The sequence below is a fragment of the Kitasatospora phosalacinea genome (assembly GCF_030268885.1).
Taxonomy (GTDB): Bacteria; Actinomycetota; Actinomycetes; order Streptomycetales; family Streptomycetaceae; genus Kitasatospora; species Kitasatospora phosalacinea_C.
This window is the reverse complement of record NZ_BSSA01000001.1, coordinates 276,266-290,740: the sequence shown is the minus strand read 5'-3', so window position 1 is coordinate 290,740 and position 14,475 is coordinate 276,266. Positions and strand designations below refer to the sequence as shown.

Annotated in this window: 15 protein-coding genes; 4 read left to right on the top strand and 11 right to left on the bottom strand. The window is 75.5% G+C overall.

Going from position 1 to position 14,475, the window contains the following annotated elements; translation table 11 throughout:
* Positions 1–61: 61 nt before the first annotated feature.
* Positions 62–820, bottom strand: a complete 759-nt coding sequence (locus tag QSK52_RS01260) for a peptidyl-tRNA hydrolase (protein ID WP_435053139.1) — start codon at positions 818–820, stop codon at positions 62–64.
* Between the two features lie 17 nt (positions 821–837).
* Complete coding sequence (locus tag QSK52_RS01255) at positions 838–1,755, bottom strand: hypothetical protein (protein WP_285732488.1); 918 nt, start codon at positions 1,753–1,755, stop codon at positions 838–840.
* 143 nt (positions 1,756–1,898) lie between these two features.
* Here QSK52_RS01255 and QSK52_RS01250 point away from each other — a divergent pair, with 143 nt between their 5' ends.
* Positions 1,899–2,270: a YbjQ family protein gene (locus QSK52_RS01250; RefSeq protein ID WP_285732487.1), complete on the top strand. Its 372-nt coding sequence runs from the start codon at positions 1,899–1,901 to the stop codon at positions 2,268–2,270.
* Between the two features lie 57 nt (positions 2,271–2,327).
* On the opposite strand, the gene QSK52_RS01245 is transcribed toward QSK52_RS01250, so the two are convergent.
* Positions 2,328–3,431 (bottom strand): vWA domain-containing protein, encoded by a 1,104-nt coding sequence (locus QSK52_RS01245; RefSeq protein ID WP_285732485.1) that lies wholly within the window; start codon positions 3,429–3,431, stop codon positions 2,328–2,330.
* A 109-nt stretch (positions 3,432–3,540) separates the two neighbouring features.
* Entirely contained in the window at positions 3,541–4,503 is a 963-nt protein-coding gene (locus tag QSK52_RS01240; protein WP_285732483.1) for a hypothetical protein, read from the bottom strand.
* A 276-nt stretch (positions 4,504–4,779) separates the two neighbouring features.
* On the opposite strand from QSK52_RS01240, the gene QSK52_RS01235 reads away from it, so the two are divergent.
* Together QSK52_RS01235 and QSK52_RS01230 are read left to right on the top strand one after the other, a co-directional pair.
* Positions 4,780–5,688, top strand: coding sequence for an ATP-grasp domain-containing protein (locus tag QSK52_RS01235; protein ID WP_285732481.1), 909 nt, complete (start codon positions 4,780–4,782; stop codon positions 5,686–5,688).
* Positions 5,685–6,812 (top strand): NAD(P)-binding domain-containing protein, encoded by a 1,128-nt coding sequence (locus QSK52_RS01230; protein WP_285732479.1) that lies wholly within the window; start codon positions 5,685–5,687, stop codon positions 6,810–6,812. Before QSK52_RS01235 ends, QSK52_RS01230 begins: the two co-directional genes overlap by 4 nt.
* 249 nt (positions 6,813–7,061) lie before the next feature.
* On the opposite strand, the gene QSK52_RS01225 is transcribed toward QSK52_RS01230, so the two are convergent.
* The gene (locus QSK52_RS01225; RefSeq protein ID WP_285732477.1) at positions 7,062–8,852 is read right to left on the bottom strand and encodes a hypothetical protein; all 1,791 of its coding nucleotides are present in this window, start codon (positions 8,850–8,852) and stop codon (positions 7,062–7,064) included.
* Positions 8,853–8,880: 28 nt separating this feature from the next.
* The gene (locus tag QSK52_RS01220; protein ID WP_285732475.1) at positions 8,881–9,867 is read right to left on the bottom strand and encodes a helix-turn-helix transcriptional regulator; all 987 of its coding nucleotides are present in this window, start codon (positions 9,865–9,867) and stop codon (positions 8,881–8,883) included.
* Positions 9,868–9,999: 132 nt separating this feature from the next.
* Here QSK52_RS01220 and QSK52_RS01215 point away from each other — a divergent pair, with 132 nt between their 5' ends.
* The gene (locus QSK52_RS01215) at positions 10,000–10,689 is read left to right on the top strand and encodes an alpha/beta fold hydrolase (protein WP_285732473.1); all 690 of its coding nucleotides are present in this window, start codon (positions 10,000–10,002) and stop codon (positions 10,687–10,689) included.
* 3 nt (positions 10,690–10,692) lie between these two features.
* Here QSK52_RS01215 and paaE read toward each other — a convergent pair whose 3' ends face one another.
* Genes paaE through paaA form a run of 5 tightly spaced genes read right to left on the bottom strand, consistent with a single transcriptional unit; the run spans position 10,693 to position 14,426 of the window.
* A complete protein-coding gene (gene paaE, locus QSK52_RS01210) occupies positions 10,693–11,760 on the bottom strand; it encodes a 1,2-phenylacetyl-CoA epoxidase subunit PaaE (protein WP_285732471.1) in 1,068 nt (355 codons plus the stop codon).
* Complete coding sequence (gene paaD, locus QSK52_RS01205) at positions 11,760–12,245, bottom strand: 1,2-phenylacetyl-CoA epoxidase subunit PaaD (protein ID WP_285732469.1); 486 nt, start codon at positions 12,243–12,245, stop codon at positions 11,760–11,762. The genes paaE and paaD overlap by 1 nt, the downstream gene beginning before the upstream one ends.
* Entirely contained in the window at positions 12,239–13,120 is an 882-nt protein-coding gene (gene paaC, locus QSK52_RS01200; RefSeq protein WP_285732466.1) for a 1,2-phenylacetyl-CoA epoxidase subunit PaaC, read from the bottom strand. Before paaC ends, paaD begins: the two co-directional genes overlap by 7 nt.
* Before the next feature lie 32 nt (positions 13,121–13,152).
* A complete protein-coding gene (gene paaB, locus QSK52_RS01195) occupies positions 13,153–13,446 on the bottom strand; it encodes a 1,2-phenylacetyl-CoA epoxidase subunit PaaB (protein WP_285732464.1) in 294 nt (97 codons plus the stop codon).
* A complete protein-coding gene (gene paaA / locus QSK52_RS01190; protein ID WP_285732462.1) occupies positions 13,443–14,426 on the bottom strand; it encodes a 1,2-phenylacetyl-CoA epoxidase subunit PaaA in 984 nt (327 codons plus the stop codon). Before paaA ends, paaB begins: the two co-directional genes overlap by 4 nt.
* Positions 14,427–14,475: the final 49 nt, after the last annotated feature.

The window sequence follows — 14,475 nt, the reverse complement described above, 5'->3', positions numbered from 1 at the left end:
GTCGACGGACCCGCGGTCGCCGCCCCTTCCCACCCGGAGGTCCTCCCGCTGCCGGGACGCGTCACGGACGCCGCGGGCGCACCTCGGGGTGGTCGGCGGCGACGGTGGCGCTGCCGGGGGCGATCTCGGTGAAGCCGGCGTCGCGGACGACCGGGAGACGGCCGTCGGTGAGGGCGGGCCAGTCGGTGGCGGGGGCGGTGCGGACGGCCAGCGGGAAGCCGTCGGCGGCCCACTTCTCGCGTCGGGGCCCGTCCAGTTCCCACCAGGCGAGTTGGGCGGCGTGACCGGTCTGGGCCATGGTCTTGCCCGCGCTCATCTCCAGGGCCGGGTTGAGCCAGAGCACCGGGACGCCCTCGGGGGCGGGGCCGGGCGGCTCGGGGTCGTCGAGGTCGGTGCCGGAGACCTGGAGCCTGGCGAGTTCCTTGGGCCAGCCGTCCAGCGGGACGGGCGGGAAGACCCGCACCTCGGCGCCGCCCCCGCCGGTGACGGTGATGCCGGGCAGTTCGGCGGCCCTGCGCCACTCGGCGCCGCGGGCGCGCCGGACGACCTTGCGGATCCGGGCGTCCTCCCAGGCGGCGACCCGCTCGGCCCACTCGCCGTCCGGCTCGGTGACCCGGGGGTCGGCGAGCAGGGTGAGGACGGCGCGGGCCGAGGTCTCCAGGGCGTCGGTGCGGGCGGGCGGATCGGCCCGCTCCAGCCGGACGACCAGGGGCAGCACGTACTGCGGGCGGGTGTCGCGGTCCTCGGCGTGCCCGCCCACGGCGGGGGCGGGCGCGTCGGCGGCGGTCGGCGGGGCGGGCGGGTCGAAGGGTGAGCTCACCCTCCCAGCATGCCAGTTCAGCGGCGGTAGCCCCGGCCGGGGTCGCGTTCCTCGGCGTCCTCGTAGCCGAGGAACCAGCCCTCGGGGTGGGCGGCGGCGAGGAGTTGGTCGATCCGCTGGCCGGCGTCGAGGTCGCCGTCCTCCTCGTCGGGGCCGTAGACGCCGAACAGTTCGTCGGCGCAGCCGTCCCAGTCGTAGTCGTACAGGTCGGCGGGGAGGTCGCCCATCATGTCGGCGACGGATTCGGGCTGGGCGCCGAGCAGGGCGCGGGCGTCGGCCAGGGCCAGCCGCAGGGCGACGTCCTCGGCGGGGCAGCGGGGCAGCGGCCACTCGCCGGTGGCGAGGTCGTCGGCGAGGTCGTCGAAGGCCCGGGCGAAGGCGCGGCGCCAGCCGCGGTGGAGGTTCCAGGTGCGCTGCGGGAGGCGGCCGAAGACCGTCCAGTCGCTCTCGTCGGCGACGGTGACGGGGTCGTCGCCGTGGTCGTCGAGGTCCTCGTAGGCGGCGTCGGAGAGGCCGATCAGCTGGGTGTGGAGCAGGCAGGCGGTGCGGGGGGTGAGCGTCCAGTCGCCGGTGTCGCCGTCGTCGTCGAGCGGGAAGAGCTCGGCGAAGTCGGGGGCGAAGTCGTCGGTGACGCTGATCTCCAGGGTGCCGCCGAGCGCTTCGATGCCGGGCAGCGAGGCGACCAGCCGGTCGGGGTGGAGGAGCGCGCCGAGGGCCGCGTTGGGGTCCTCGGCGACTTCGCGCAGCAGTTGGGCGCGCTGGCCCTCGGGGTCGATGCCGTCGAAGTCCAGGTCCTCGACGGCGGCCCGTGCGGCGGCCCGCAAGGCCGGCCAGTCGGTGATCCGCAGGCCCAGTACCACCGTGGCCTCGATCTCCTGCGCGCCGGATTCCTCCGCCGCGTGCGGCCCGTGTGGATGATCGTTTCGCTCGCCCATGCGACAAGGTTGACAAACCCGGTGCCCGGTGTCCATCAGCTCTTCCGATCCGGTGCCCGGGGCCGGTGGCACGCGGGCGCGGAACGGCTTCCCCCGGCGCGCCGGGGTGGCCGACGGGCGGGCCGGGGCGGGAGGCTGGGGGCATGAGTGAACTGAACGATTTCGGTGGCGGGCAGGACCCGTCCGGCGGTGTGCTGGTGGTGACCACCAACGACGTCCCGGGGCACCGGGTGGTCAAGGTGATCGGCGAGGTGTTCGGGCTGACGGTGCGGTCGCGGCACATCGGTTCGCAGATCGGCGCGGGCCTGAAGTCCCTGATGGGCGGCGAGCTCAAGGGACTGACGAAGACGCTCGTCGAGACCCGGAACCAGGCCATGGAGCGCCTGGTCGAGCAGACGAGGGCCCGGGGCGGCAACGCGGTGCTGATGATGCGCTTCGACGTCACGGAGGCCGCGGACGTCGGCACCGAGGTCTGCGCGTACGGCACGGCCGCCGTGATCGAGCCGATCGGCTGACACCCGCGGCGGGGCGGCCCCGGAGCGCACCGCTCCGGGGCCGCCCGTCCTCGGGGCCTACAGCATGACGAGCAGCCGGGTGCCGGGCACCAGCTTCCGGTTGACCGAGGTCGACTGGACGAACACGGTGTACGCCGGGTTGTCGCCGGGCTTGACGCTGGTCTCCGCGGCGGGCAGGCCCAGCAGCTCGCGGGCCGCGGGGCCGGAGAACACCCGGCCGGTGAGCTGCCCGGTGACCGGGTCCTTCTCGGCGACGGCGAGCTGCTTGGCGGCCTGGATCTTCTCCCGCTTGGACAGCTCGTAGAAGGAGCAGCCCGTCCGGTACGCGTGCCCGGCGCCGGTGACGAACTCGCGCAGGGCCGCCTGCCGGTCGACCGGGACGAGGGCGTAGGTGTCCGCCGCCAGCGCGTCGAGGCCGGCGCTGACCTGGTCGGCGCTGAGGCCCTGCCCCACGGTGAACAGCTGCCTGGTGCCGCGCACGCCCTTCTCGCGGCCGCGCAGGAAGGTGGTGGCGGCGGTCTTGACGGTGTCGATGGCCTCCTCGACGCCGCCGGTGGAGTCGGCGTCCCAGATCGCGATGTTGCCGGCGGGGAAGCCGTACTCCTGGGCGGTGCGCTTGGCCAGCGAGTTGGGGACCAGGATCGCCGACGTCCAGTGCTCGGGGAGCTCGGCCATGGCGCCGCGGATGCGGTCCATCCAGCCGCGCAGGACGGCCTTGCCCTCGGCCGGCTTCATCCGGGCGTGCATCCGGCCGTGCTCGGAGCAGCCGGAGGCGTTCTCCTCGCCGTCGGTGACGACGACCTGGAGGAAGGAGTGCTCGCCGTACCCCTCCCAGATGTGCTTCAGGTCGTCGACGGACTTCACCGCCGCCTCGATCAGCGCGGTCGCGCCGTTGTCGACCGCGTAGAGGCCCTTCAGGGACGGCAGGTGCTTGACGTCCATGTCCCACACCAGGTTGTGCACCTCGTGGTCGAAGGCGTAGAGGCTGATCCTGGTCTCGTGGCCGAGGCGGTCGGACTCCTCCTGGAGGCCCTTGACGAATTCGTCCACCACCCGGATCAGCTGGGCCTCGTGGCGCTGCATCGAGCCGGATTTGTCGACCACCAGCGAGACGTGGTTGACCTTGTGCGCGATGCGGTTCGCGGAAGCGTTCGCGGACATTCTCGACCCCTTTTCCCACGCCTTTCCCGACGCCTTTTCCGGCGCCCCCTCCAGCGTTGTTCCCACCCTACGGCGGGCCACTGACAATTCCGCCGGGGCCGACGGCGCGTCAATTCCCTGGAGCGTCCGAGAATTCGGGTGCGGTGAGGTCGATCGTCAGCGCGCCGCCCCGGTCGTTGACGAAGACCGCCCGGGGCCCTTCGACGGTGACCCCGACGAGTTCGGTGCACGGCAGGTGCACCAGCCACACCAGGCGGCCCGCGGCGTCGGTCCGGGCGAAGAACCCGTCCGATGCGTCCGTGTCCCCGCCGGCGACCAGGCGCCCGGTGCCGTCCGGCAAGGCCGCTTCGGCGAGGATCTCGGCGGACCTGGTCCAGGCGGGGTCCGCCGCCGCTGCCAGGGTGATCGGGCCGAGCGGCTCCCCCAGCCTGAACCGGGTGAGCTGCGGGCCGTCGCAGTCGGCTCTCCGTGCGGTGCCGTCCGCGCGGAACAGTCCGTAGTGGACCGGCGTCCGGCCGTCCCGCCACAGTTCGGCGATCCACGTCCCGTCCGTCGTCGCCCCTTGCCGGCGGCCGGCGCCGCCGCGCGACCGGCCGCGCGCCCGGTGGGCGGGGTCCGGGTCACCGGTCGTCGGCGGGGCCGGCCGGTCGGAGGAGTGGTCGGGCGAGGTCAGGTCGAGGGTGATCGACCGGTCCAGGTTGTTGGTGCAGGTCGCCGTCGGCCAGTCGACGGTGATCCGAACGAACTCGTTGGACTCGCCGAGGTGCAGCAGCCAGACCATCGCGCCCTCGGTGTCGAAGCAGGCCACGAAGCCCTCGGACCCGTGCGAACCGCCGCCGCCGACCAGCCGGCCCCGGCCGTCCGGGAGCCCCGCCTCCGCGTGGACGACGGCCCCGCTCAGCCCGTTCGGGTCCTCGTCCAGCATGCTCTCCAGGTCGATCGGCTCGCCGAGCCGGAGGACCTCCAGGCCGGGCCCCTCGACGTCGGCGTCGCGGGCGCGCCCGTCCGCGTGGAACAGTCCCTCCCAGTACGGCATCCAACCCTCGGCCCACAGCTCGTCCAGCAGGCTCATCGGCGTCCCTCTCCTCCCCTCGTCCACGGCCCGTTCCCGGCCTCCGGGAGCGGCGCGGCCGGCCTGACCGCGCCCCCGGGCAGGACCGGCGGTCGGTCCACCGGGCGTTGGTGACCCTACCGAGCGGCGCGGGAGCGCGGCACCGGGCGTCGGGGCCGCGGCCGCAGCCGCAGCCGCAGCCGCCGGACCGACCGGTACGAAATACCGATTGACACTGGTCAGGGGTGCGGTGGAGGCTCGCTGCGCCCCACTTCGCCCGACCCCAGGAGCCCTCCCGTGAGCACCGCCCTGCGCCCGCCCGTCCACCGACCCGCGCGGGTCGCGTACGCCACCTGCCGCGGAGTGGAGGACGTGGAGGCGATGCCGGTGCTGGCGGCGTTCGCGCAGCTCGGGGTGGAGGCGGAGGCGGTGTACTGGAACGACCCGGCGGTGGACTGGGCCGGGTACGACCTGGTGCTGGTGCGCAGCGTCTGGGACTACATCCTGTACCGCGAGGAGTTCCTGGCCTGGACGCGCCGGGTCTCCGCGCTGACCCGGCTGGCCAACCCGGCCCGGGTGCTGGAGCACAACACCGACAAGACGTACCTGCGCGGCCTGGCGGAGGCCGGGCTGCCGGTCGTGCCGACGCTGTGGGTCGCCCCTGGCGGTCCGACGGAGGCGGCGGACGCGGTCGGGGCCGTCGACTGGCCGGAGCTGGTGGTGAAGCCGACCGTCTCCTCCGGCGCGCGGGACACCGTCCGCACCGCCGACCGGGCCGTGGCGCTGGCGCAGGTCGCCGCGCTGACCGGGGCCGGGCGGACGGCGATGGTGCAGCCGTACCTGGCGATGGTGGAGGACGAGGGCGAGACCTCGCTGCTGTACCTGGGCGGGGAGTTCAGCCACGCGGTGCGCCGCGGGCCGATGCTGGGCGGCGGTTTCGCGGACGTCGCCCGCGAGCCGGAGGCCGACCAACTGGCGCTCGCCGAACGGGTGCTGGCGGTGTCGGCCGAGCCGGGCGAGCTGCTGTACGCCCGGGTCGACCTGGTCCGGCTGCCGGACGGGTCGCCCGCGTTGATCGAGTTGGAGCTGACCGAGCCGCGGCTGTTCCTGGACCTGTGCCCGGGCGGCCCGGAGCGGCTGGCCGCCGCCACCCTCGCCCTGCTGCCGGGGAACACCCGGCCGCGCCCCAGTGTTTCACCGGTGTGACTGTTGAGCGTGCAAGTACCGGGCCCGACGCCGTCCGCGAGGTGGACGCGCTGGTGATCGGCGCGGGCCAGGCCGGCCTGTCCGCCGCCTACCACCTGCGCCGCCGCGGCTTCGCCCCGCACACCGGCTTCGTGGTGCTGGACGCGGACGACGCCCCGGGCGGCGCCTGGGCGCACCGCTCCCCCTCGCTCACCATGGCGACCGTGCACGGCTTCCACGACCTGCCGGACTTCGAGCTCCCCGCCACCGACCCGGCCACCGAGGCCCGCGTCGCCGTCCCCGGCTACTTCGCCGCGTACGAGGCGAGGCACGCGCTGCCGGTGCTGCGCCCGGTGCGGGTGACCGCGGTGCGCGAGCGCCCGGACGGGCGGGCCGACGGCGGGCCGGACGGGCGGCTGCTGGTGGAGACCGACGCAGGGCGCTGGGCCACCCGCGCCCTGCTGAACGCCACCGGCACCTGGACGCGGCCCTTCCTCCCCCGCTACCCGGGCCGCTTCGCCGGACGGCAGCTGCACTACGCCGACTACCGCGGCCCCGCGGAGTTCGCCGGGCAGCGCGTCGTCGTGGTCGGCGGCGGCGCCTCGGCCGTCCAGGTGCTCTCCGAGCTCGGCGCGGTCGCCGAGACGGTGTGGGTGACCCGCACCCCGCCGGTGTTCCACGAGGGGCCGTTCACCGAGGAGTTCGGCCGCGAGGTGGTCGCCAAGGTGGACGAGCGGGTCCGGGCCGGGCTGCCGGTGCGCAGCGTGGTCTCGGTGACGGGCCTGGGTCCGAGCGTGGCCTACCGCCGCGCCGAGGAGCTGGGCGTGCTGCACCGCCGCCCGATGTTCGACCGGCTCACCGAGCACGGAGTCGCCTGGGGCGACCAGGAGTTGGCCGTGGACGCGATCGTCTGGGCGACCGGCTTCCGCGCCGAGCTCACCCACCTCGCCCCGCTCGGCCTGCGCACCGCGGGCGGCGGCATCCGGATGGACGGCACCCGGGTCTCCGACGACCCGCGCGTCCACCTGCTCGGCTACGGCCCGTCCGCCTCCACCGTCGGCGCCAACCGCGCGGGCCGCGCGGCCGTCAACGAGGTGGTCCGCCTGCTCGGCACCCCGGCACCGGCCCAGCCCGCCGCGGTCTGACCGGGCCCGGGGCCCCGGGCGGCTGCCGGTGCCGACGTCCGCGGCCACGGTGGCGTCGAAGCGCACTCCCGGAGCCGCGCCCCCTCTTGTCCCCCGAGCCGCTCCGACGCCGCCCGGCCGCCGTGCCCGGCTCCCCGCCCGCCGCCGGCCCGGCGCGGCGCCACCGGGAACCGGCACTGCCCGCGACGACGACCCGGCCGCGCCGCACCGCCGAGCCCCGTTCCCGGCCCCGCTGCCCCTCGCCCCGCCTCAGCCCAGCCGTTCCAGCGCCGTCCGGGCCGCCGCGCACAGTTCCTCGTCCAGGGCGATGGTCGCGCCGTGGCGCCGTTCGGCAGCGAGCAGGGCGCGCAACGGTGGCGCGGCCACCCCGGCGGGGGCGCCGATCTCGCCCAGCAGCCGGACCGCCCGCAGGGTCGGCTCGCCCGCCGTGCCGTCGGCCGGTCCGGCGAGTTGGCGCAGCAGGACGGGGAGGGCGGGGGCCGGGTCGCCGGTGATGCGCCACCAGGCTACGGCCGCGCCGACCCGGCTGAACTCGCCCGGTGCGTCCAGGAGTTCCCGGACCGGTTCGGCGAAGTCGAGGGCCAGCGGCCCGAGTGCGGCGAGGTAGCGGTACACCGGGTGGCCGAGCCCGGCCCGGGCAGCCGCGCCGACGGTGCGCAGCGCCAAGCCCGGATCACCGGTGATCCGCCAGTGCGCCCAGGCGGCGGTCTGGGCCCCGTGCCAGGGGCGGCCGGTCGCGAGCCGGGCCAACTCCCCGGCGGCCGGGGCGGCTTGCGAGCCGATCTCACCCAGGGCCTCGGCGGCTGCCCGGGCGGTGATCGAGGGGGCGTCCAGCAGCGCGGTCAGTTTCTGGGCCAGGGGTGCGGCGGCCGGGCCCCAGCTCCGGGCCACCCTCAGTGCCTCGTCCAGACCGCGGACCTCCCACCGGCGCAACCGCTTCGCCCTGCCGAGGACGCGGCGCACGGTAGGCAGCAGGTCCGCCGCCCAGTCCGGGGGCGGCGCGCCGACGGGCAGCAGCTGCCCTCCGAACTCGTCCCGGTAGTACGGCAGTACGCGCCGGTCGCCCAGCGCGACCAGCGCGACCAGGGCGCCCTCCCGGAGCCACGTGTCGCCCGGCTCCGCCTCGACCAGGGCCAGCAGCTCGTCGGCGTACGGGGCGAGCGCCCGGCCGCTGCGGGCCAGCAGGAGCCGGGCCTCGTGGGAGCCCTCCCCCTTGCCGGTGCCGAGCACGGTGCGCCAGTGCGCCTCGGCGGGGCGGCGTCGGCGCCGCAGCTGTTCGATGGCCACCCCGACCGCGACCCGCTGTTCCGTCCCCCCGGGCCGACCGGCCAGCGCGGTGACGAACCGAGCCGCCTCCCGGGGGCGGTCGCGCAGCGCGCGGCCGAACGGCCCGGCGAGCGGGTACGGCCGCGCCTGCCACGCCCCGGGCTCGCCCAGCAGCCGCGCCGCCCGTTCGCCGAGGCCGTCGACTCCCGCCCCGTCCCCGTCCGGCAGTTCGAGCAGGGCCAGCGCGGCGGAGAGCCGCACCGGGGGTGCGGGGTGGTCGAGCCAGCATCGCAGCCAGGCGGCGGCCCCGTCTCCCGGGCCCTGCGCGCCGACGGCGGTGAGGAGTCGGGCCAGGGTCTCCGGCGACGACTCGACCCCCGCCCGGTCCTTCAGCGCGGCGGTCGCCTCCGGGCGTCCGGGCCGCACCGCCGCCAGCAGCCGGGCGGCCAGGCGCCTCGTCTCGGCCCGTTCGTCGTCGAGCAGTCCGACGATCCGTTCCCACTCGGCGGCGTACAGCTGCAGTGCCCGCTCCCGGTGCGCCGAGCGGGTGCGCCGGAGGTCGTCCGCCCGGTCCGCCAGGACCTCCAGCAGACTGGTCCGGCCCGGCTGGGAGGCCTCCTCCAGCAGGCGGAACAGCTGCGGCAGCAGCCGGTGCATCTCGATCCCCCGGTCCCACCCCGGGAGGTGTCGCCAGTGCTCCGCGGCCGAGCCCCGGCCCGCGGCCAGTTCCCGGGCCCAGTCGGCCGGCCCGTCCTGCGACTGCTCCTGCGTCATGATCGGCAGCGTAGCCCGGCGGCCCGGCTCAGCCCTGGGCGCCCGGCTCTCCGGCCGCTGCCGCCGCCTCGGTGAACCTGGCCGCCAGCGCGGCGACCGCCGCCCGCAGTTCGGGCCCCTCCAGGACCTGGAACGGGAACGGGACGGCCGCCAGCCACTCCCCCGCGTACATCGCCGGGTTGCGGGTGCTGCCCTCCAGCACGCAGCCCGCCCCGTCCGGCCGCAGCCGCCCCATCGCCGGGCCGGTCCACGGGGCGACCTGCTCGAACGGGGCGTCGAAGCGCACCAGGGTGCGGAACGCCCAGCCGGTGCCCAGGTGCTCCTCCAGCACGGCGACCGGGTCGAGGCCCTCCGGCATGGTGAACGGCGTGCCGCACTGCTCGGCGGTCCGGACCCGGTCGATCCGGTAGGTGCGGACGGCGTCGGCCCGGTGCGAGTGGCACAGCAGGTACCAGCGGGCCCGGCGCACCACCACCGCCCACGGGTCCACCTCCGCCCGCCACTCCTCGCCGCCGCCACCGCTGCGGTAGCCGATCAGCACCCGCCGCCGCGCCGCGATCGCCTCCACCAGCGTGCTGGCCACCGCCGGGTCCGGGTGCGCCGGGTACGGGTCGGGCGCGGCCGCGGCGTGCGCCCGCAGCGCGGCGGCCTGCCGTCCGATCGCCTCCGGCAGCGCCCGCACCACCTTGCCGAGCGCCGCCCCCACCAGGTCGTCCGGGTCGGTGGCGGCCGGACGGCCGTCCAGCACCGCCATCACCAGCCCGAGCGCCTCCTCCTGCGTGAACGAGACGGGTGCCAGCCGCGCCCCCCGCCCCAGCCGGTAGCCCCCGTACGGCCCCCGCTCCGACTCCACCGGCACCCCGGCCTCCCGCAGGATCGCCACGTACCGCCGGGCGGCCCGGTCCGTCACCCCCAGCCGCTCCGCCAACTGCTCCGAGGTCGTCCCCGGCCGCTCCCGCAGGATCTCCAGCGCCCGCAACGCCCGGGCGGTGGGGCTGCTCCCAGTGCTCGACACACCGACAGCGTACGGACCGCCTCCGAACTCCGCTGCACATTCCGGAAGCCGATCGTCCTGAACCCTTCCTAGCATGGACGGTGACCTGCTCGAACGGGCCGCTCGCGGCCCCGTTGAACGGAGGGGACTCCCATGGACGTCCTGTTGATCGGCGGCCTCTGGCTGAACGGCTCCACCGCCTGGGACGCGGTGGTGCCCGCCCTGGCCGAACGCGGCCACCGCCCGGTGCCGCTGACCCTGCCCGGCCAGGGGGACGGGCGGACGGACGCAACGCTGGCGGAGCAACTCGCGACGGTGCTCGCCGCGGTGGACGCGGCGGCGGGGAAGCCGCTGCTGGTGGCGCACTCGGCGGGCTGCTCGCTGGGGTGGATGGCGGTGGACGCCCGGCCGGGCGAGGTCGCCGGGCTGGTGCTGGTGGACGGCTTCCCGCACCAGGACGGGCACCCGTACGCGGACCTGTTCCCGGTGGTCGACGGCGTGGTGCCGTTCCCCGGGTGGGAGCCCTTCGCGGGGCCCACCAGCGCGGACCTGGACGGGGAGGCGCGGGCCCGGTTCGAGGCGGACGCCGTCCCCGTCCCGGCGGGGGTCGCGCAGGCGCCGGTCCGGCTGTCGGACGAGCGGCGGTACGGCGTGCCGGTGACGATGCTGTGCGCCGAGGCCCCGCCGGAGCAGGTGCGGGAGTGGGTCGCGCAGGGCGCGGCGCCGGAGGTGTCCCGGATGGAGCGGATCGAGTACGTCGACCTGGACTCCGGCCACTGGCCGATGTTCACCCGCCCCGCCGAACTGGCCGCCCTGATCGACGCGGTGGCCGAACGGGCCTGAGGGTCACGCGTCGTAGTCGACGGTGACCTTGTCGGAGACCGGCCGGGCCTGGCAGGTGAGGACGTACCCGGCCGCCAACTCGGCCTCCTCCAGGGCGAAGTTGCGCCGCATCTCGACCTCGCCGTCGCGGACCAGGGCGCGGCAGGTGCCGCAGACGCCGCCCTTGCAGGCGAACGGCAGGTCGGGGCGGGCGCGTTGGGCGCCGTCCAGGACGGAGCGGTCGCGCGGCAGGGCCAGGGTGCTGGAGCGGCCGTCGAGGACGAGGGTGACCTCGCTGGCGGCGGCGTCCGGGGCGGGTTCGGCGTGCCGCTCCTCGGGGCGCTCGTCGTCGGCGTGGAACAGCTCCTGGTGCACCCGCCCGGCGGGGACGCCGAGTTCGGCCAGCAGTTGCTTCGTCCCGAGCACCATCCCGTACGGCCCGCACAGCCACCAGTGGTCGACGGCGGGGGCGTCGACCAGGGCGGTCAGCAGGGCGGTGACCCGGTCGGGGTCGAGGCGTCCGCTGAGGAGTTCGGCGTCGCGGCTCTCCCGGGAGAGCACGTGGACGAGTTGGAAGCGGTCCAGGTAGCGGTCCTTGAGGTCGGCGAGCTCGTCGGCGAACATCACGGTGTCGCTGCGCCGGTTGCCGTACAGCAGGGTGACCCTGGACGCGGGGTGCCCGGCCAGGACGGAGGCGGCGATGGAGAGCACGGGGGTGATGCCGGAGCCCGCCGCGATCAGCACGTGCTCGCCGGGTTCGGCCGGGTCGGCGGCGAACGCCCCGGCGGGGGGCAGGACGTCGACGACCTCGCCGGGCTCGGCCTCGCTCACCAGCCAGTGCGAGAACAGTCCGCCGGGGACCTCCCGGACGGCGATCCGCAGCGGGCCGCCGACCGGGGAGCAGAGCGAGTAGGAGCGGCGCTCGTCGGCGCCGTCGACCGTCCGGCGCAGGGTGAGGCTCTGGCCGGGGCGGAAGGCGAACTCGGCGGCGAGGTCGGCGGGGACGTCGAAGGTGACCGCGACGGCGTCCTCGCAGAGCCGTTCCAGGGTGCCGATCGGCAGCGGGTGGAACCGCGGGCGGCGGACGGCCATCAGATCTCCTTGATCCGGTCGAAGGGTTCGCGGCAACTGCGGCACCGCCACAGCGACTTGCAGGCGGTGGAGCCGAACCGGGAGAGCTCCTCGGTGTCCGCGGACCCGCACTGCGGGCAGGCCACCGCCCGCCTGGTGGGGGCGAGTTGCAGCAGTCCGCCGGGGTGCGGGGGCGCGATGCCGGCCTCGGCGAGCTTGCGGCGGCCCTCGGCGCTGATCCGGTCGCTGGACCAGGGCGGGTCGATCCGCAGCCGCACCTGCACCTCGGCGAACCCGGCGGCCCGCAGCCTGCGGGCCACGTCGGCGGCCATCTCGGCGACGGCCGGGCAGCCGGAGTAGGTGGGGGTCAGCCAGGCGGTGACCGTCCCGTCCGCCTCCTCGACGTCGGCCAGCACGCCGAGGTCCGCCAGGGTGAGCATGGGCAGTTCGGGGTCGGGCACGGCGGCGGCGACCTCCCGGGCGCGCTCCAGCAGGGTGCTCACCACGTCGCCCCCGGGTGCGCCCGGGCCACCACCTGCAGTTCGGCCAGCAGCGGCCCCATCGCCTCGGTGTGCACCCCGTGCCGCCCGGCCCGCCCGTTGACGTACGCCCGGCCGGGGAGGTCGGGGACGGGCAGCGTGGCCTCGGCCAGCACCCCCGCCAGCGCGGCGAGTACGGGTTCGCGCAGCGACGAGGGGTCGACGCCGAGCCGCAGTTCGACCTCGTGCGGGGTGAACAGCTCCTCCAGCCAGGGCCAGAGGGCGTCCAGGGCGGCCCGCATCCGCCGGTGCGACTCCTCGGTGCCGTCGCCGAGCCGCACCGTCCAGGCGGCCGCGTACTCCCGGTGGTACGCCAACTCCTTGACGCCGAGCGCCGCGACGGCCGACAGCACCGGGTCGGCGTGGTCGGCCAGGCGCCGGTACAGCTCCTCGCGGGCGGTGGCGAACAGCAGCAGCCGCACCACGCACTGCGCGAAGTCGCCGTTCTCCAGCTCCACCAGTCGCACGTTGCGGTACTCGGACTCCGGGCGCCAGTAGGCGAGTTCGTCCTCGCCGCGGCCGCTGCCGTCCAGCTGGCCGGCCCGGGTGAGCAGGCGGCGGGCCTGGCCGAGCAGGTCGAGGCCGAGGTTGGCGAGCGCCACCTCCTCCTCCAGCTCCGGTGCCCGGGTGATCCACTGGATCAGCCGCTGCGAGAGCACCAGCGCGTCGTCGCCCAGCATCAGGCAGTACGCGGCGAGGTCGGCCGGGTCGATCCCCTCCGGCGCCGCCGCGTCCACCCCCAGCAGCGGGTCGGCGAACCCCGTGCCGTACGCCCAGCGGGCCTCGCCCTCCGGCCCCGGGCCCGCCTCGGCCAGCGAGAGGTACACGTGGTCGTCGCTCATGTCGCCTTCCCTGCCAGGTTGTTGACGGTACGTCAGATGTGTGGGACGTCCTCGGGGATCGGGTAGAACGTCGGGTGCCGGTACACCTTGTCCCCGCTCGGCGCGAAGAACGGGTCCTGCTCGTCCGGGCTGGACGCGGTGATCGCGTCCGAGCGGACCACCCACAGGCTCACCCCCTCGTTGCGCCGGGTGTACAGGTCGCGCGCCGCGAGCAGCGCCATCGTGTCGTCGGACGCGTGCAGCGACCCGACGTGCACGTGGTTCAGCCCGCGCCGGGGCCGCACGAACACCTCGTACAGCGGCCAGGAGGACCGTTCCCCGCTCATCCCGAACTCCCTTCTCGCGCAGCCTGCTTGGCCGCGTACGCCGAGGCCGCCTCGCGCACCCAGGCACCGTCCTCGTGGGCCGCCCGGCGCCGCTCGATCCGCTGCGCGTTGCACGGGCCGTGGCCCTTGATCACCTGCTGCAGCTCGGACCAGTCCGGTTCGCCGAAGTCCCAGCTGCCGCGCTCCGCGTTCCAGGCCAGCTCCGGGTCGGGCAGCACCACGCCCAGGTGCTCGGCCTGCGGGACGGTCATGTCGACGAAGCGCTGGCGCAGTTCGTCGTTGCTGTGCCGCTTGATCCGCCAGGCCATCGAGCGCTCGCTGTTGGGCGAGGCGCCGTCCGGCGGGCCGAACATCATCAGCGAGGGCCACCACCAGCGGTCCACCGCGTCCTGCACCATGGCGCGCTGGGCGTCCGTCCCGGCCATCAGCGTCATCAGCAGTTCGTAGCCCTGCCGCTGGTGGAAGGACTCCTCCTTGCAGATCCGCACCATCGCCCGGGCGTACGGCCCGTAGCTGCACCGGCACAGCGGGACCTGGTTGCAGATCGCCGCACCGTCCACCAGCCAGCCGATCACGCCGACGTCGGCGAAGGTCAGCGTCGGGTAGTTGAAGATCGAGGAGTACTTCTGCCGGCCGTCGATCAGCTTCTCGGTCAGCTCGGCGCGGTCCACCCCGAGGGTCTCCGCCGCCGCGTACAGGTACAGCCCGTGCCCGGCCTCGTCCTGGGCCTTGGCCAGCAGGATCGCCTTGCGGCGCAGCGAGGGCGCCCGGGTCAGCCAGTTGCCCTCGGGCTGCATGCCGATGATCTCCGAGTGGGCGTGCTGCGCGATCTGCCGCACCAGCGTCGCCCGGTACGCGTCCGGCATCCAGTCCCGCGGCTCCACCCGCTGCTCGGCGGCCACCACCGCGTCGAACTGCGCCTGCGCCTGAGCCTGCGTCTCCACGACCCACCTCCCGACTGACCGTTCGGTCGGTTCCATTCTGTACACAGCGCCCAGGCGCTGGCAAGGAGGTCACGGAGAGCGGTGA

Excerpts from the sequence above, each read along its gene's own strand:
- paaA (WP_285732462.1), bottom strand. The coding sequence starts at position 14,426 with ATGGAACCGACCGAACGGTCAGTCGGGAGGTGGGTCGTGGAGACGCAG.
- QSK52_RS01225 (WP_285732477.1), bottom strand. The coding sequence starts at position 8,852 with ATGACGCAGGAGCAGTCGCAGGACGGGCCGGCCGACTGGGCCCGGGAA.
- paaB (WP_285732464.1), bottom strand. The coding sequence starts at position 13,446 with ATGAGCGGGGAACGGTCCTCCTGGCCGCTGTACGAGGTGTTCGTGCGG.
- QSK52_RS01250 (WP_285732487.1), top strand. The coding sequence starts at position 1,899 with ATGAGTGAACTGAACGATTTCGGTGGCGGGCAGGACCCGTCCGGCGGT.
- paaE (WP_285732471.1), bottom strand. The coding sequence starts at position 11,760 with ATGGCCGTCCGCCGCCCGCGGTTCCACCCGCTGCCGATCGGCACCCTG.
- QSK52_RS01255 (WP_285732488.1), bottom strand. The coding sequence starts at position 1,755 with ATGGGCGAGCGAAACGATCATCCACACGGGCCGCACGCGGCGGAGGAA.
- QSK52_RS01215 (WP_285732473.1), top strand. The coding sequence starts at position 10,000 with ATGGACGTCCTGTTGATCGGCGGCCTCTGGCTGAACGGCTCCACCGCC.
- QSK52_RS01245 (WP_285732485.1), bottom strand. The coding sequence starts at position 3,431 with ATGTCCGCGAACGCTTCCGCGAACCGCATCGCGCACAAGGTCAACCAC.
- paaC (WP_285732466.1), bottom strand. The coding sequence starts at position 13,120 with ATGAGCGACGACCACGTGTACCTCTCGCTGGCCGAGGCGGGCCCGGGG.
- QSK52_RS01240 (WP_285732483.1), bottom strand. The coding sequence starts at position 4,503 with ATGAGCCTGCTGGACGAGCTGTGGGCCGAGGGTTGGATGCCGTACTGG.